An 18,523-nucleotide genomic window follows, 5' to 3' on the forward strand; every position below is an offset into this window, starting at 1 on the left:
CTACTGATATGCTTATAGACAGTGGTAGTTTCAAGTGCCGCTAGTCACTGTTAATGAATCATAACAAAGTCAGTTAACTCTGTTGTTAAGCTCGCTTAACAATTATTAAGGTGTATTTATACAGGTTGTCGTTGGTCAAAATAAGCGATAAATAAACCATAAGTAAGGTAATAAAAGGATTTAGCAGCATTACACTATGGCATTAAAAAAAGATGGCATTAAAAAAAGCAGGCAACCTAGGTTACCTGCTTCTCTAATTGGTCGATTATAAGATAATGATAAATTAAATAATCACTATCTTAAGAACCAATGCAACATTATTTATCTTGGTCACCAAGCTTGTAAGCTAAGACATAATCACCAATGGTTGTGCCAACTGAACCATGACCACCTGCGACCAATACGACCATTTGCTCACCTTTAGAGTTCAAGTAAGTCATTGGCGTGGCTTGACCACCTGCTGGAATACGAACATTCCATAGCACGTCGCCATTTTTTAAGTCATAAGCTCGGAAGTTGTTTTCTGTCGCCGCTGACAAGAATGCGACGCCGCCTTTAGTGATGATAGGTCCACCGATACCAGGTACGCCCAGTTCCAGTTTGATAGGAATAGGAGACAAGTCTTGTACCGTACCATTTTTGCGCTGATAAGCGATATCACCTGTGGCTAGGTCAGCACCAGCGATTGTGCCCCATGGTGGCTGCTGACAAGGTACGCCTAATGGTGACAAGAAGGGCCCCAATTCTACTGCATAATCTGCACCTTCATTGGCATTGACGCCTTGCTCGCCTTTATTGGTTTCTGCATCGCCCAACGTGTCTCTAGGAATGAGTTTTGAGGTAAATGCCAAGTAAGTCGGCATACCAAACATCACGCCATTCTCAGGATCGACTGCAATACCGCCCCAATTAAAGGTACCAAAGTTACCAGGATAGACCAAGCTACCATTGGTTGATGGCGGGGTATAGCGACCATCATAGTTGAGCTGATTGAACTCAATACGGCACATCATTTGATCGACGAGACTGGCACCCCACATGTCTTTTTCAGTCAGTGGTTCAGGCTCAAAGCTCAAGCCAGAATAAGGCTGAGTTGGCGCTGCGTGCTCTCCCGCTATGAGATAGCCTTGCGGTGCAGGACGTTCTTTAATCGGTACAATAGGCTCACCCGTTGCGCGGTTCAAGACGTATACATCACCTTGTTTGGTTGGCACAACCAGCGCAGGCTGTACACCATCGGCCGTATCTAGATCAAGTAAGGTTGGCTGAGCAGGCGTGTCCATGTCCCAAAGGTCATGATGCACAAACTGCTGAACCCAGCGTGCTTCGCCAGTCTTGATATCTAGAGCGACAACAGACGTTGCATACTTTTCTTCAGCGGCATTTCGATAACTACCTAGCTGATCTGGCGTACGGTTACCCATAGGGAAGTAGGCCAATCCAAGCTCTTCATCGGCAGTAGCGACTGACCATGAATTTGGCGAGCTGGTCTTATAAGTTTGGGTTGGATCATTGACATCGAAAGGCGCTGTATTATCAGGATCGCCTGAATCCCAGTTCCAAAGAAGCTCACCGGTATTGACATCATACGCACGGATCACACCAGAAGGCGAGTTGACGTCATAGTTATCATTGACAGCACCGGCGACGATGATGGTATCGCCCGCGATGACTGGTGGTGACGTAGAATAATAGTAACCTGCTTGATTGAACGGCATGTTATGCATCAAGTCTAATGCACCATCATCACCAAAATCTTGGCAGCGTTGCCCAGTATTTGGATCGAGTGCATACAACTTCGCATCAGACGTTGGGATAAATATCTTGGCATCGCATTGCTTAGATGCATTTTCAAAGGTATTACCAGCAATTTTCTGTACTTGCACGGGGCTGGTCGCTTGACCCGCATAATAAGATACGCCGCGACAGGTTTGGTGCTGACGTTGTAAGTTTTCCTCTACTTGAGGATCAAACTTCCACAGCGTCTCACCAGAGTCGGCATCTAGCGCTAGTACCCAGTTGTGAGGGGTACATAAGTATAAACCGTTGCCAATCTTTAATGGTGTTGCCTGATAAGTGGTCTCACCGACATCGTTAGGACCTTTGACATCACCTGTTTGGATTTGCCATGCCAGTTCTAAATCTTTGACGTTATCGGTATTGATTTTATCTAGAGGTGAGTAGCGCTGACCATAATCAGTACGACCATACGCGCTCCATTCGCCATCTGGCGTTTGCTGACCGTTTGATAACGGATCACCAAGGTTGGCTGAGGTCTCATCTGAGCTGACGTTTTGCTCGTCATCATTTGCAGCAGTCAAGTTAAGCTCACCGAGTTTGTCAGTGGCATTATTAGCTAGACTACCAAAAGAGAGTAGTGCACCTACGATTACGCTTACGAGCAGTCCCCAATAATACAGAGGGCTTTTCTTAACGTTGTTTATAGTTGGTGTGCTATTTGAAGCTACTTGAGTTTTAGGCCCACGCATTTTGTTGGATACCCATGGCAATAGCATGAGCAAACCAAATATAAGCGGGAAGCCAACTCGAGGTGCTAGCGCCCACCAATAGAACCCAGATTCCCAAAGTGCCCAAGCCATGGTCGCTACGATAAATAGCGCATATAACCCGTAAGCACTCCAGTGTTTTTTGAACAATAAAAAAGCTGTCGTTAGTATAATGACGCCAGCAATGAGGTAGTAAGGACTACCGCCTAAGGACAATAAATAAGCGCCGCCAATGAGTAGAGGGGCGGCAAAAATTGCCATAATGATCGCTACGAGTTTTTCCATGAGCGGTATCACCTGTTTACAAAAGAGCAAGTTAATATGTATTGATATTTAGTCACAAATCAATTTCATTCGACCAAATATCAATACAAGTGTGAATAATATATAAAAGAAACATTGAATAACGTTCTAGAATCTATTTTATCATCCACAGCTCAGTCTAGTAAGGGTGAGCAAGTCTGAGATACTTTATTTAACAAATGCTCATTAATTTGCAAATTGCTTTTGGCATAGCTCCATGAATGCGCGACCATATTGACGGATTTCTGCATCATCACGTACCGCCATCCAACTGGTAAAGCGACCAAAATGATCGACGGGGATGGCCGTCAGGTTTTGATAATGACTTGGCTCAAATGCCATTTCTGCGATGATACCAATACCTAGGCCTAGACCGACATAGGTGCTGATCACATCGGCATCGAGCGCCGCTAATACGATATCTGGCTCCAGCCCTGCTTCGTCGAACGTCTTGTCAATCGCGCCGCGTCCTGTAAAACCACCGTGATAGGTCACAATCGGATAGCTGGCAAGTGTGGGCAGGTCAATAGACTCTTGGCTAGCCAGTTCGTGATCACTTGGTACGATAACGCGATGCGTCCAGTCATAGTAACGGTAGCATCTAAGATAATTATTATGTAGCAAGGACTCAGTAGCGATACCGATATCGGCTTGACCACGTATGACCATCTGAGCGATGGTCTCAGGATCTGCTTGTTGCAAAATCAAATTTACCTTAGGGAAACGATCTTTGAACTCTTTAACCACTTGCGGCAGTACATAACGCGCTTGTGTGTGAGTGGTGGCAATCGTCAGCGTACCGATATTAGGATTATTAAAGTCTAAACTGAGGTTTTCAATGGTACGAATTTCAGCAAAGATAGACTCGATATGAGGCATAAGCGCTGTGCCCATAGTGGTCAGTCCCGTCAGGCGTTTGCCTTGGCGCACGAATACTTCCGTCTTTAACTGGTTTTCTAACGCAGCAATATGCTTTGATAAGCTTGATTGACTGGTATGTAGCACGGTCGCCGCCTGGCTTAAGTTATAACCGTTAATCACCGTATGCCATACTGTTTCTAGCTGTTTGAGCTGAATCTGCAAATGCCGTTGGTTGACCACTACGTCGATTGCCATAACTTAATCCTATTGTATAAATATACAAACCTCGTCTGTATATGAAAGTAAAAATGTCTGAACATACAGTAATAAAGTAGTGTAAAACAAAGCTATTATTCTTGTATATAATAAATAGCTATCAATTTATGATAATTATGAATATAGAATTTGTATTTTGCAATGCTAAAAAATTATTCGTTCAGTAAATGCTGCTTAGTCAGTAAGCGTTGTTTATCCAGAGAAGCCATTTGACCTAACAACTTATAAAGAGCGGTCACTATTAAGCATAAAAAACTAAGCATAAAAAAACAGCTACCTTCTGAAAGATAGCTGTTCGTCAGTTATAAAGTTATTTATTACTATTAATATTTACTACTATTAATTAGTCGGTATTGACCAACTTCAAACTTGGTTTATTTTGCAATATCAAAGCGATCTGCATTCATAACCTTGTTCCAAACGCGGACGAAGTCACGAACAAATTTCTCTAAGTTATCATCTTGCGCGTATAGCTCAGCATAAGCACGTAATATAGAGTTAGAGCCAAATACCAAGTCTACGCGGCTTGCTTGCCATTTGACGTTTCCTGTACTACGCTCACGTACCTCGTAGCTATTAACAGTATTGTCGGCTGCTTTTACAGGATGCCATGTGTAGTTCATGTCTGTTAAATTGACGAAGAAGTCATTGGTAAGCACGCCCGCACGTTCAGTAAAGACGCCATGTTGGCTTTGACCATGGTTGGTATCAAGCACTCGCATACCACCAAGCAATACGACCATCTCAGGTGCTGTCAATCCCATTAACTGCGTGCGATCAAGTAGCATCTCTTCTGGCGATACTGCGTAGTCGCCCTGAATCCAGTTGCGATAGCCATCATGTAGCGGTTCTAAATCAGCAAAAGATTCGGCGTCAGTCATTTCAGCGTCAGCATCGCCGCGACCTGGATTAAACGGTACAGTAATATCTACGCCTGCATCGTTTGCTGCCTGCTCAATAGCGGCGTTACCAGCCAATACAATAAGGTCTGCTAAGCTAACGTCTTTCTCAAAGCCAGACTGAATGATTGTCAATGTCTCAAGTACACGCTGTAATTGTTCTGGCTCATTGCCTGCCCAGTCTTTTTGTGGAGCTAAACGGATACGTGCACCGTTGGCACCGCCGCGATAGTCGGAAGCGCGGAAGGTACGAGCGCTGTCCCATGCTGTAATGATCAACTCACGACGACTAATGTCACTGTCTAAAATCTGTGCTTTTAGCGTTGCAATATCATCAGCAGTCAAGTCCGTATTACCTGTAGGAATAGGGTCTTGCCATACAAAGTCTTCGCTCGGTACGTCGGCACCTAAGTAACGAGACTTCGGTCCCAAATCACGGTGAGTCAGTTTGAACCACGCTCTAGCGAATACTTCATCAAAGTACTCTGGGTTGTTATGGAACTTCTCTGAAATCTCACGATAGATAGGATCTTTAATCATCGCCATATCAGCATCAGTCATGATTGGGTTGCGGCGTACACTTGGATCATGCGCATCTAAAGGACGGTCTTCTTCCTCAATGTCGACAGGTTCCCACTGCCACGCACCAGCTGGACTCTTAGTCAACGCCCATTCATGGTTGAACAACAAATCAAAGTACTCATAGTTCCACTCAGTTGGATTCGTGGTCCAGGCGCCCTCGATACCACTTGAAACGGTATCACCTGCATTACCACGACCTTTAGGATTGCGCCAGCCTAGACCTTGCTCTTTGACGTCAGCGGCTTCTGGTTCATCTTCTAGTATCGTCGCATCACCATTACCGTGACACTTACCAACCGTGTGACCACCAGCGGTTAGAGCAACGGTCTCTTCGTCATTCATCGACATACGACCAAACGTAGTACGGATGTCTTGTGCGGTTTTGATTGGGTCAGGATTGCCATCAACACCTTCTGGGTTGACATAGATCAACCCCATTTGCACAGCAGCTAAAGGATTTTCTAATGATTCGCGCTCTTCATCACTGTCGTAACGGTTTTTGGTAGCAGCTAGCCATTCGCGCTCAGAACCCCAGTAGATGTCTTTTTCTGGATGCCAGATATCAGCACGACCACCAGCAAAACCTAGGGTTTTAAAGCCCATAGACTCATAAGCCATGTTACCTGCCAAAATCATCAAATCGGCCCAAGACAATTTATTGCCGTATTTTTTCTTGATTGGCCACAATAGACGACGGGCTTTATCAAGGTTGACGTTATCTGGCCAGCTGTTCAATGGCGCAAAACGTTGGTTACCAGTATTAGAACCGCCGCGACCATCAGAACGACGATATGTACCAGCTGAATGCCATGCCATACGAATCATCAAACCACCATAGTGTCCCCAGTCAGCTGGCCACCATTCTTGCGACTCAGTCATTAGGTTTTTTAAGTCAGTCTTGACCGCTTCTAGATCTAGCTGTTTAAAAGCTTTAGCATAGTCAAAGTCTTCACCCATTGGGTCAGTCTTTTTGTCTTGCTGGTGCAATATGTCTAAGTTCAGGGCGTTTGGCCACCAATCTGTCGCAGCAGATGCAGTGGTAGTATGTGCCTGATGCATAACAGGGCAGCCACCCATGCTCGGACGCTCAGGCTCATGCGTGTTATCAACGTTTTCGCTATGGATCGTTGGGCCTTGACCATCACCCTGATCATAGGTTGTGTTAGTAGGCGCATTATTATTGTTGCTTTCGTGATCTACAGGACAACGAGCAGCATCTGGGGCAGTGTTTTTGTCGGTGGTGTTATTGGTTGAGTCGGACATGGTATAACTCCTAGGCTATGATAATCGAAAGAACAAACCGTGAATCTCGGTAGTCGTTGTTTATGTACAAAGCATAACTAAGCTGAGTGGATTTATAAAACTAATATATAAGAATTATAAGTTTTAAATTACCAATCATAAAATACTTGATGTTTTGTTTATCTCAATCATTATTAACGCCCTTGCTTATCATCGCCAGTTAAGAGTAAACCAATAGAGTGCACCTAACCAATCAAGCCTGCGTCAGTTTTACTACTACCTTTATATTACCTATAAATAATGTCATTGTCAGACATCCTTCAAAATAGAAATTAGCAATAAAAAAGAGAGCTAAGATAACCTTGGTAAAACACTGCGGTTTTTTGCGTTACGATTAAGAAATATAAGCGATTGTACATGGCCTGCAATCGCTAAGTTAATGCAAAAACATCTAGTCAAGATAAAGGTTCTCAAGTACCATAACTGGATTTTGTTGTAATCATAATATTGGTGCAACGTAGAGCAATTTTTATCGATCCTTTTGTCGATAACTGATTCTAAAGATTGATAAAAATTGTGCGCGGTTGTGTTCTTTGTCTGAATTGTTGGTGAGTTATTATGTCTGCTGTCAAATCTGTACCGCCCAATCAACCAATTGCCAAAAAGTCATGGGGCGAGGCTACAAAAGCTTATCTCGATCCTCGTGTCATTATTATGCTGTTTTTGGGGTTCTCAGCGGGTATACCTATTCTGCTGATTTTCTCAAGTCTGTCGCTATGGCTGAGAGAAGCAGGCATTGATCGTAGTGTCGTCACTATGTTCAGCTGGGCAGCACTGGGGTATTCGTTCAAGTTTATTTGGGCGCCATTGATTGATGCGCTCCCTGTACCGTTTTTGACCAAGTGGCTAGGGCGTCGTCGTAGTTGGATGGTGGTATCACAGCTGCTTATCGTGCTGGCAATCTTTTTGATGGCAAGGGTAAATCCTGTTAGCGAAGATGTCTTGGTTTATATGGCAGGCGCGGCCGTGCTGCTTGGGTTCTCTTCTGCGACGCAAGATATCGTGATTGATGCGTACCGTATTGAGCTTGCGCCGCCGTCTATGCAGTCTATCTTGTCCTCTATCTATGTGTCAGGCTACCGTATCGGTATGATTGTCGCAGGGGCAGGCGCGTTATATTTGGCTGATTATTTCGGCTCAAATGAGACGTTTTATAGTTATGAAGCATGGCGCAATACCTATTACATCATGGCAGGAGTCATGACGTTAGGGGTATTAACGACGTTTGCTAGTTATGAGCCAACCGCTGAGACCCTGCAAAGTAAAAAGCAGAAGGGTAACTTAAAAGTATTCCTAATTTATTCGGCGTTACTGCTTATCCCAGGTCTGCTGTTTGGTGTTATTTACTTGATTAATATTTTGATCAATACAGTATTTGATAGCACAGTGGCCTTGATACCACTAATGGTAATGCCAGCGATTAAATTTTACTTTTTAGCATTGGTCGCGTGCGCGCCATTGTTATTACTGTACTTTATTATTAATCAACCAAAAATCATTAACAAAGCCCCGTTGGTCGCTGAAACTCGTGAAGACTACGTCAGACTGGTAGCGTTGTTTGTATTTTCAGTGATTGCCTTTATCGCTGCTTATATATTGATGGGACAAGTCTTACCAGAGTTCGAAGGCGCGTTTTCTAGTTTCTTTGTAGAAACCTTGCACTTGTTAGTAAGCCTAGGCGCGGCAATGGCAGCAGGTTATGCACTAGTACAAGTAGGACTGGTGAAAAAAGAAGTGGCCATGGCAACATGGATCGAGCCTGTCTTAGATTTTTTCCGACGTTATGGCAAAAAAGCCCTGCTACTATTAGCCTTGATTGGTCTATACCGTATCTCAGATATCGTCGCAGGCGTGATCTCCAACGTCTTTTATCAAGATATGGGCTTTAGCAAAACAGATATCGCCAATGCCGTAAAACTGGTCGGTGTGATTATGGCAATTGCAGGTGGCTTCTTGGGCGGGATTTTGGCTCAGCGTTTCCGTATTATGCATGCCATGATGATTGGTGCGATTTTAGCGTGTGCGACCAACCTGTTGTTTGTGGTATTGACATACAACCCAGGTAGCCTGCCGATCATGTATATGGCAGTGATATTTGATAACTTGGCTGCGGGCCTTGCGAGCGCTGTATTTATCGCTTTCTTATCAGCACTAACCTCGATTCGCTTTACCGCGGTACAGTATGCGATTTTTTCCTCACTGATGACGCTAATACCCAAAGTAATGGGTGGTTATTCTGGTGCTATCGTCGATAATATGGGTTATCCGTTTTTCTTTATCTTTACCTTCGCTATTGGTATTCCAATTTTGGCACTGATTTACTTTGTTGATAGACATATTATCATTGGTGATAACGATGATATTTATGGCGATGATAATAATGATGGCAGCGGCGGCAATAGGGTAGGTGACAAACTGAGCAAAACCAATCCTAACCTGACCGATACCAAAGAGCCACCACGCGCATCAGAGTAGGCTAAACAGTATTTTACCTTTATTCATTCACTGTTATTTAAGAGCTATCTATGACCATATCGACCATTCGTCACATCAAGCAGCACATCCAGCAATTGACGAATGGCGATGTACATAATCAGCTACCATCGTTTTGGTTTACGGACTGGTTGCTGTATGTCATTGATAAGCCTGCGATAGCGTTGATGATGGATGAAGATTATCAGCTGACTGCTAGTGAGCTTGCTCAGTTCAACGCTGGTGTGGTAAAAATGCAGCAAGGCATACCGCTCGCGTACCTGACTGGGCAGCAGGAATTTTGGTCGATGAGCTTTAAGGTAAACGAGCATACTTTGATTCCTAGGCCTGATACCGAGGTATTAGTTGAACAGATATTAAACTGGATAAACGCTCAGCCAACGCAACTTAGTAATAAGCGATTGCTAGACTTGGGGACAGGGTCAGGTTGTATCGCTATTAGTCTTGCCCATGAGTTAAAGCACGCTAATTGGCAAATCGTGGCGGTTGATTTATCGTCAGAGGCGCTTAAAGTGGCTCAGTACAATGCCGTGAGCAATAATGTTGCCAATGTTGAATTTATCCAGAGTGGTTGGTATCAAGCGTTACCTACTAACGATGAGCCGCAGTTTGACGTGATTGTATCAAACCCTCCCTATATTGACGAGACAGACGAGCATTTGGCAGGTCTAACAGCTGAACCGATTAGTGCGCTCAGTGCACCCAATCAGGGTTTAGCTGATATCGAGCATATCGTCCAGCAAGCGACGACATATCTATGTACAGGTGGGTTATTGGCTATTGAACATGGCTATGATCAAGGTGATGCGGTTCGGCAGCTGTTTCTAGACAATGGTTTTGAATCAGTACATACCGTAAAAGACTACGGTGATAATGATCGCGTTACGCTAGGGCAAGTCCAGTAGATGGTTTTTTGGTAGTAGATTTCTTTGATTATAGGTTGTAGATGAATATGGTAGAAGAGATGGTACAGCTATCGGATGATGAGCTGCTCCGTTATGCTCGGCAAGTTTTATTAGACGGTTGGGATATGGACGCTCAGCTGCGATTAAAGACAGCACGTGTGGTCATAATAGGGGCAGGCGGCCTTGGTTGTCCTGCGTCTGAGACATTGGTACGGGCTGGAGTGGGTCACGTCCATCTGATTGATGATGACGAGATTGAGGCGAGCAATCTACAACGGCAAACGCTGTTTTTGCCAGAAAATATTGGTCAGTCTAAAGCACTGACCGCAGCGCATATGTTAGCGCGCATCAATCCTTTGATAGAGGCTCGCGGCACAGTGGCACGATTGGATGAAGACAACGCTTATGCATTGCTCGATATGGCAGCCTGCAAGCCTGACTTACTCTTAGACTGTACGGATAATTTTGCCACGCGCGACATCATCAATCGTATTAGTGTACGCTACCAGATTCCGCTGTTATCAGCCTCAGCGATTGCGATGCAAGGGCAGTTAGCACTGTTCGAACCTCAGCTCGATACTGGTTGCTATCATTGCGTGTTTGGCTCCGTAGTGCTTGACGAAGCCGCTGACGAACGTACGTGTGCCAACTCTGGTGTGCTAGCCAGTACCACTGCCGTCATGGGTAATCTACAAGCCAATACTGCACTGCAATATTTAGGATTAACCAAAAATCTACTGACAAACAAGCTGCTCATATGGGATGGTAGTCAGATGCAGCAGCGGCTGATGGGCTATCGAAAAGACTCACAGTGTCCTGTCTGTAGCAGTCCTATAGTCAACTCTCTATAAATTGGATACGGTGTTAAGCTTGCTTAGTCTACGAGTTGTAGTACTTTCACCTGCCTTCCTTGTATCCAAATTATATCGAACCGACTATAACTGAATAATCTGATTTTAACGCATTTTTATATTGTATTGCCTATCTTCAAACCTCCTTCTTATTACCATAGTTGTTTTTTATGAAAATTCATCGTCCGCATTTATTAAAGCATACTTTTAATGTCATGAACCGTGTTCGCCAAACAGCGAGTGTGGCAGGTCTGTCTGCGCTAAGAGTGGCAAAAGGTGAGAAACCTGACGCGATGCTACTCAAAGAAACCTTTGAGCAGTTAGGTACGACTTATATCAAAATCGGTCAGTTTATCGCCAGTACACCGTCGCTGTTTCCACGTGATTATGTCAAGGCTTTCCAGAGCTGTTTGGATCAAACCACGCCATTGTCTTATGCTTATATCGAGCAAGTTCTGACAGAGGAGCTGGCGATTGATGGTATGACGCTCGCTGATAAGTTTGCTCATATTGACTCAAAGCCACTGGCCTCTGCCTCTATCGCTCAAGTTCATGCAGCTCGTCTGCACAATGGCGATGAAGTGGTGCTAAAGGTACAAAAACCTGGCGTCGAGACCATCATGCAGACCGATTTGGGTGTATTACATGGCGTAACTAAGCTACTTGAAATCCTGATGCCATCGATGAAATTTGCGAGTATTGCGCCGATTATCGATGAGATTCGCCTGCGTATGCTTGCCGAGACTGACTTTATCGCTGAAGCACAGAATATTCGAGATTTTCAGCAGTTTTTAGCGGTATCAGGTAATACTCGTGTCGTTGCACCAACCGTCTATGAAGAGCTGACTACCAAGCGTGTGCTAACGATGAGCCGTCTATATGGCGTCTCTATGGTCGATGAGTCACTCATGCGTCAATACTGTGCAGATCCTGCTCAAGTCATGGCAGATACTTTAAATACATGGTTTGCCAGTCTTATGCTGTGCAATAGTTTCCATGCTGATCTGCATGCGGGTAATCTAATGCTATTGACTGATGGCCGTATTGGATTTTTGGATTTTGGTATCGTCGGTAAGCTCAAAGCTGAGAGCTGGCGTGCGTGCATGGGCATGATGCAAGCCATGCAAGACAGTGATTATCAAGCCATGGCTCGCCATATGATTGATATGGAGATGACGCATGGTGGCAATAAAGTTGATGTGACTGCACTAGGGAATGACTTGCAGCGTATGATGACAGCTATCATGGCAGAAGATAAAACCTTTACCAGTGGTGTACCGTTTAATAGTAAAGAACAAGCCGATGAGCTGAATAAAATGATGCTTGAGATTGTCGAAGTTGGTAAACGTCATGGCATCCATTTCCCACGCGACTTTGCTCTATTAACCAAACAGATGTTGTACTTTGATCGGTTTATGCGTACGCTAGCTCCAGACATGGACATGTTTAGCGATCAGCGGGTACAAATGCTAGGGCAAGATACGGTAGAGACGCCAGCGTTAGATGTATCATAGTTTTTCTAGTACTTTATGACGAATTAATATATCTAATAACTTCTCTATATCTGCGTTTATTTATTACTGCTTCTGACTGTCTAACACAAAGGATTGTGTGCTAATTGCCGCAAAAATGGCTCTGTCATGATGACTGCTTTTAAAAGCCGTATGGTCCCGACGATTACCAACGAAGCTGCCATTGCCTGTATCGGTATGTACTGCATGGCAGTCGTTATGGGCTATGGCCGCTTTCTGTTTACCGCCACCTTACCTGATATTATGGTGCAATTGTCGCTATCAACGACGATTGCAGGCTGGCTGGCATCAATCAATTATATCGGCTACTTTATTGGCGCTCTTATCGCCATGTTTGTGCCTCAGCGCTCGACATGGCAAGCGATGACGCTGTGGGCGATTATCAGTGTTGTCACCACGATGTTACTCGTCATACCAAATATGTCGCTCACGCTATGGTATATTATTCGCTTAATTGCAGGCATGGCAAGTGGCGTGGCGATGATTCTAAGCTCATCTTTTGTGATTCAAAACCTTAGCTCTGAGCGCCGTTCTGTATTGTCAGCAGTCCATTATGCAGGTATTGGCGTTGGCATTAGCGCCTCTGCCATCGTGACGTGGTGGCTATTAAAACTAGGCTATCACTTCGATGTAATTTGGCTAGTCGCAGGTGTCACCAGTTTACCGGTTGTATGGCTACTGTATGCGATAAAGCCAAGACAAGTACAAGCTGTTGATTCACAGCAGATTGATGCCAAACAGCACGTGTCAGTGCACCAGACCTATTTGAACTTTAAACGCTCCTTATATGAGGCCATTTCTGGACATCATAAAGCGCTTACTTTACTTTTTGTCAGCTACGTACTGGCAGGGTTTGGTTATATCAGTTCAGCAACTTTTTTACCCGTCATGGCAGCGCAGCGTCTAACGACACAGACGTATGCTGGACTCATGATTTGGTTGGTCGTTGGTATTTTTGCGATGTTGTCAAACCCCCTATGGGGCGCGCTTGCCAAACGTATCGGTGAGATAAAAACCTTAATGGGGCTGACGGTATTGCAAGCATTTGGCATGTGCTTGCCCATATGGTTTGATGGTGCATTTGGATTATATGGCAACGCTGCGATTTTAGGATTGACCTTCGTCGGTATGGTATCGATGACACTGACTTTATTTAAAAACATCAATCCTGCCTATTCTAATTTACTGATTGCACTAGCGACGTTAGCTTATGCATTGGGTCAGTTTTTAGGACCCTTGGTAACAGTGGCACTGGCAGGGAAGGATGGCAATTTCAATGCAGGGTTGCTTTTCGCTGCTATCGGATTAATGATCGGATTTGTACTATTGGTATGGTTTCGTCGACAGTCGCCAAAGACAGCTAAGCTCGTCTAAACCACGCTACGGCTAAATACTTCTCGTAATTCAAAACTGGTATGAACTTGGGCCACGCCTTCGATACGATTGAGGCGATGCAATAAAAACTCTTCGTAATGTGTCATATCACGTACCCTGACCTTAATCAGATAGTCTTCCGTGCGTCCTGTGACAATACTACAGCTAATGACTTCCTCAAAGCTCTGAACTTTGCGTTCAAACTGCTCAAAACGTTCTGCTGTATGTTGATCCATACTAATAGCGATAAACACGGCTAGCGGATAGCCAAGTTTTTGCGCATCGGTTTTGGTATGGTAGCCAGTGATTATGTTCGCATCTTCTAAGCGTTTGATACGACGTGCGCAAGGGGTGGCAGACAGGTTGACGCGTTCAGCGAGTTCAGTAATACTCATGCGTGCCTGCGTTTGCAATAAGTGTAGTAACTGTCTATCTATCTCGTCTATATCTGCAGTTCTTGTACTATCAATATAATTGTCTGGCATTTCTTAAGCCTTAATAGTGGATTTATTCGATTATAATATCTAAATTGTGTTTTTCCACTAAAATAACAGAAAATAAAGTAAAAGAAAGCAGGTTTCTCTCCGTTAAACTTTGATATTATTATGGTATGAACACTAGTTATCTCGTATGATAAATACTGATTTAATCAACAGTTAATCGCCTAGCTAAATATATAAACAACCAAGTCATCTAAGGATTGATTATGTCTGACCAAGCCACGCACACTGCAGCCACAGGGACTGCAAAGATCACACCAAAAAGTGCTGCTTTTGACTTCCGTAAATACCGTCCATTTGCATTTGCGCCATCGCTGCCAGATCGTACTTGGCCAAGCAAGACGATTGAGAAGTCACCGATATGGGCAAGTGTGGATCTGCGTGATGGTAACCAAGCACTGATTGATCCGATGACCATTGAACAAAAAATGCGCTTCTTTAAGACTTTAGTAGATGTTGGTTTTAAAGAGATTGAGATTGGTTTTCCGTCAGCGGCGCAGGTAGAGTTTGACTTTGCGCGTAAGCTTATCGAAGAAAACCACGTACCTGAAGATGTGACGTTACAAGTATTGGTACAAGCGCGCGAGCATTTGATTGCCCGTACTTTTGAATCATTAAAAGGTGCTAAACGTGCGGTTGTCCATGTCTATAACTCAACCAGCCGTGTACAACGTGAAAAAGTCTATGGCAAAGATAAAGCTGAAATCAAAGAGATTGCTATTGCAGGTGCTAAGCTATTGCAAGAATATGCAGCAAAGTACCCTGAGACAGATTGGGTATTTCAGTACTCGCCAGAGAGCTTTAGCCAGACAGAAACTGAATATGCCGTAGAGGTTTGCGATGCAGTGTGTGACGTGTGGCAACCACAGCAGGGTCAGGAAGTTATTTTTAACTTGCCAGCGACGGTTGAGGCCTCTATGCCCAATGTCTTTGCTGATCAAGTAGAGTACTTCTGCCGCAATCTGGCCCAGCGCGAGCATGTGATTGTGAGCTTGCATACTCATAATGACCGTGGTTGTGCGGTAGCAGCAGCTGAATTGGGCGTACTTGCAGGTGCGGATCGTATCGAAGGCACATTGCTTGGTAATGGTGAGCGTACAGGTAACATGGACATCATGGTCATGGCCATGAACTTGTTTAGCCAAGGTATTGATCCTGAGCTTGATTTTAGCAACATGAGCGAAATCGTACAGGTTGTGAGCGAATGCAATAACTTACCATTGCACCCTCGTCATCCTTATGTAGGCGAATTGGTTTTCACGGCATTTAGTGGCTCACATCAAGATGCGATCAAAAAATCTCTCGACTACAATGAAAGCAATCAGAGCGAAACAGACAATGTCTGGGACGTGGCTTATCTACCCATTGATCCTGCGCACATTGGTCGTAGCTACCAAGATGTGGTACGTATCAATAGTCAGTCAGGCAAAGGCGGCGTCGCATATATCTTGCAGCGTAACTACGGTTTCAACCTACCACGTTGGATGCAGATTGACTTTAGCCGTGTGGTACAAAAGCAAGCTGAAGCGGCTGCACGCGAGCTGCAGAATGATGAAATCTTGCAGACCTTTGAAGATACTTACTTGCAGCAAGGCAAGTTTGAGCTGCTAGATTATAGTGTTAACAATAAAGGCGGCGCGGTTTACTTTAGTGGTCAAGTACAAATGAATAGCGATACTATTGATATTGATGGCACGGGTAACGGCCCATTATCATCGTTTATTGATGGACTTGCACAGCATACTGGCAAATCACTACATATTATTAACTATACAGAACATGCGATTAACCCGCATCATAACAGTGGTAATGGTATCGATGATGATACCAACAGTGATAACAAAACCAATGCCAATGCTGCTGCTTACATTCAGTTAAATGTCGATGGCGAGGTATATTCAGGCATCGGTACTTGTAGCAGTACAGTATCAGCCATGCTAAAAGGGGCGTTATCAGCCTTTGCTCAAGCGCTAAATACAGAAGCTGCTTAATATTAAGTAGTCATTAATATCACGCAAAATTCTGTATGCTAATAACGCCATCGCTCCTTGTCTCTAGCAAGTAAAGCGATGGCGTTATTTTTTGCTATAAATACCTATGACATTCCGACTATAAGTTTATGAGCAATAGCATAATGTTACTTGTGTTTTTGGTGTCTAAGACTTACGCTAATGTATATATTAAAATATTATAAATAAAAGGTTAATTATGGAACCTATCTCATTTGCTTCATTCACGCTAGCATCTATTTTGGCCTCAATACCTGCGAATGGTGAGGCTATTACCAAGCCGACAATCACCACTCATATTAGTCCAGCCATCGCTGGACAGTGGGAAATAGACTTGGACAGCAGCGCTCATTCTACTCACGCCATGATGACCAAGGAAGCGGAAGCTAACCAGTCTGCATCAAATAGTGCGCAACAGCCTAGCAGTGTAGAGCCCAAGGTGATAACAGGCATGGACGGCGGCGTACTGACTCAAAGTGAAGAGCGGGTTCTAAACATTACACCAACTACTAGTAATAACTTACTTGCGTCAGTTGGTAAGTCTAACCAGTGCCGTGAGCTATATAACTTTAGTGTGGATAATGAAATGTGGTCTGTCAGTGGCAAAGAGTGGACATACGGCCGATATCTGGTTACCCATCGTGAAGAAGGGCTGCCAGTTATTGCAATCAAGACTGTTTATGATAATAATGAAGTAGATTGCTCAGGCAATCAGATCGACCAGACTGATGAAGCGCTGATTGCATTTATCAATCATGATGGCAATCGGATGCAATGGTGCGCTGATCCTGATGGCAACGAATGCTTTATGAACTTCAATAGAGTGTTGCCATAATTAGATGTGCTCGTTGTACTTTACGTATAATTGACAACTTATTGATGACATAAAAAAACCGCTATAGTAGACCTCTTGCAAAAGTAGTTGTAAGACACAACGTATATTATTGAACTCTACTTACTTAATAGATATGCCAAACATAGATAAGCTACTCAAACAAAGTGACGCTGGTTTTAAACGCTACACTGGCATTCATAAAGCCACCTTTTATGACATGCTTGAGGCCATGCAAAAGCATGAAGCATCTAAGACCAAATCAGGTAGACCAAGTGTGCTCAGTCTTAAGGAGCAGATACTACTAGCCCTGACTTATTGGCGTGAATACCGCACGCTTTATCATATCAGTATGGACTTTGGTATTCATGAGTCTTCTGCTAGCCGTATCATTCGTAAAGTAGAAGACACACTGATTGACTCTGGTAAGTTTGAATTGCCCAAAAAGCTGCCTAGTCGTGTCGATGAGGACATCAATTGGTCAGTCGTCATTGTCGATGCCACCGAAACCCCTATTGAGCGTCCAAAAAAAACCAGAGAGACTACTATAGTGGCAAGAAGAAACAACATACCTTAAAAGCGCAGGTTATCGTTCATTGGCAAACTGGTTTGATACTTGATGTGCAAACCTGTAAAGGGTCAATCCACGATTTTAAGCTGTATAAAGATACTTGTCCTGATTGGTTACCTGAGAATACTAACTATCTAGCAGACAGTGGTTATCAAGGGTTAGCAAAGCGACATAACCAAACTTTCACACCATTTAAGAAACCTCGTGGTGGTCAGTTATTGGAGATATGCAAACAGGCCAATCACTATCTGGCAAAGTTCCGTATTGTGGTTGAGCACAAAATAGGCTTAATCAAGTTGTTTAAAATCGTGGCTCATAAATATCGCAACCGTCGTCAGCGCTACGATCTTAGAATGAAGCTATTTGCTGGTATCATTAATTCCGAGCTTAGACTATGACTTTTGCAAGAGGTCTATTGATAGCGGTTTTTTTATGTCTGTTTTAATTAAAGTTGCGACTAAATTAAGCGAACTCTAGGGCGTGTTGAACATTCATAATTTGAGCCAGATATAAGCACAAGCAAGAGCGACCGTATTTTCATAACTCTGCTTGAGCTTATCAAATCTAGTGACAACCGCCCTATACTGTTTTAGCTTAGCGAAAGCGTTTTCTACTAGATGCCTGGCTTTATATAAGTCCCAGTCCATATGGTCGTTAGAAGACTGAGTGTTTCGTTTTCGAGGGATGTTATTATGCGTCCCTGATTGTTCAATATGGGCTCGTAGG

General features: G+C 43.9%; 13 protein-coding genes and 1 pseudogene. 9 read left to right on the forward strand and 5 right to left on the reverse strand.

Annotated elements, in window-relative coordinates:
* Positions 1-317: 317 nt before the first annotated feature.
* The 3 genes from CXF69_RS03575 to katG all read right to left on the reverse strand — a co-directional run bounded on the left by CXF69_RS03575 (position 318) and on the right by katG (position 6,505).
* Positions 318-2,792 carry a glucose/quinate/shikimate family membrane-bound PQQ-dependent dehydrogenase gene (locus tag CXF69_RS03575; RefSeq protein WP_102078723.1) on the reverse strand — a complete coding sequence of 825 codons (2,475 nt, stop codon included), beginning with the start codon at positions 2,790-2,792 and terminating at the stop codon, positions 318-320.
* Between the two features lie 204 nt (positions 2,793-2,996).
* Positions 2,997-3,926 (reverse strand): LysR substrate-binding domain-containing protein, encoded by a 930-nt coding sequence (locus CXF69_RS03580; RefSeq protein ID WP_057759664.1) that lies wholly within the window; start codon positions 3,924-3,926, stop codon positions 2,997-2,999.
* Positions 3,927-4,321: 395 nt separating this feature from the next.
* Positions 4,322-6,505, reverse strand: a complete 2,184-nt coding sequence (katG, locus tag CXF69_RS03585) for a catalase/peroxidase HPI (RefSeq protein WP_101204828.1) — start codon at positions 6,503-6,505, stop codon at positions 4,322-4,324.
* 783 nt (positions 6,506-7,288) lie between these two features.
* On the opposite strand from katG, the gene CXF69_RS03590 reads away from it, so the two are divergent.
* From CXF69_RS03590 to CXF69_RS03610, 5 genes are all read left to right on the forward strand, one after another.
* Positions 7,289-9,205, forward strand: a complete 1,917-nt coding sequence (locus tag CXF69_RS03590) for an AmpG family muropeptide MFS transporter (protein ID WP_101204818.1) — start codon at positions 7,289-7,291, stop codon at positions 9,203-9,205.
* Between the two features lie 50 nt (positions 9,206-9,255).
* Complete coding sequence (gene prmC, locus CXF69_RS03595) at positions 9,256-10,128, forward strand: peptide chain release factor N(5)-glutamine methyltransferase (protein WP_101204819.1); 873 nt, start codon at positions 9,256-9,258, stop codon at positions 10,126-10,128.
* A gap of 47 nt (positions 10,129-10,175) precedes the next feature.
* Entirely contained in the window at positions 10,176-10,979 is an 804-nt protein-coding gene (locus tag CXF69_RS03600; RefSeq protein WP_371546733.1) for a HesA/MoeB/ThiF family protein, read from the forward strand.
* A gap of 170 nt (positions 10,980-11,149) precedes the next feature.
* Complete coding sequence (locus CXF69_RS03605; protein ID WP_101204821.1) at positions 11,150-12,493, forward strand: ABC1 kinase family protein; 1,344 nt, start codon at positions 11,150-11,152, stop codon at positions 12,491-12,493.
* A gap of 126 nt (positions 12,494-12,619) precedes the next feature.
* The gene (locus tag CXF69_RS03610) at positions 12,620-13,885 is read left to right on the forward strand and encodes a YbfB/YjiJ family MFS transporter (protein ID WP_101204822.1); all 1,266 of its coding nucleotides are present in this window, start codon (positions 12,620-12,622) and stop codon (positions 13,883-13,885) included.
* On the opposite strand, the gene CXF69_RS03615 is transcribed toward CXF69_RS03610, so the two are convergent.
* Entirely contained in the window at positions 13,882-14,370 is a 489-nt protein-coding gene (locus CXF69_RS03615; protein WP_101204823.1) for an Lrp/AsnC family transcriptional regulator, read from the reverse strand. The two genes, CXF69_RS03610 and CXF69_RS03615, sit on opposite strands and share 4 nt — an antisense overlap.
* Before the next feature lie 221 nt (positions 14,371-14,591).
* Between CXF69_RS03615 and leuA the strand changes: the two genes are divergently transcribed.
* The 4 genes and pseudogenes from leuA to CXF69_RS03635 all read left to right on the forward strand — a co-directional run.
* Positions 14,592-16,376 carry a 2-isopropylmalate synthase gene (leuA, locus tag CXF69_RS03620; protein WP_101204824.1) on the forward strand — a complete coding sequence of 595 codons (1,785 nt, stop codon included), beginning with the start codon at positions 14,592-14,594 and terminating at the stop codon, positions 16,374-16,376.
* 217 nt (positions 16,377-16,593) lie between these two features.
* Positions 16,594-17,229 (forward strand): hypothetical protein, encoded by a 636-nt coding sequence (locus CXF69_RS03625; RefSeq protein WP_101204825.1) that lies wholly within the window; start codon positions 16,594-16,596, stop codon positions 17,227-17,229.
* A gap of 133 nt (positions 17,230-17,362) precedes the next feature.
* Complete coding sequence (locus CXF69_RS03630) at positions 17,363-17,803, forward strand: transposase family protein (protein ID WP_102078722.1); 441 nt, start codon at positions 17,363-17,365, stop codon at positions 17,801-17,803.
* 8 nt (positions 17,804-17,811) lie between these two features.
* Positions 17,812-18,195, forward strand: a pseudogene (locus CXF69_RS03635) (transposase family protein); the annotation flags it as partial.
* Between the two features lie 93 nt (positions 18,196-18,288).
* On the opposite strand, the gene CXF69_RS03640 reads toward CXF69_RS03635, so the two are convergent.
* Positions 18,289-18,523 (reverse strand): transposase (locus CXF69_RS03640; RefSeq protein WP_145990088.1); only part of this gene is annotated, 235 nt, incomplete at its 5' end.

Origin of the sequence: Psychrobacter sp. Choline-02u-9 (genome assembly GCF_002836505.1) — a bacterium.
In the GTDB taxonomy this organism is placed as follows: domain Bacteria; phylum Pseudomonadota; class Gammaproteobacteria; order Pseudomonadales; family Moraxellaceae; genus Psychrobacter.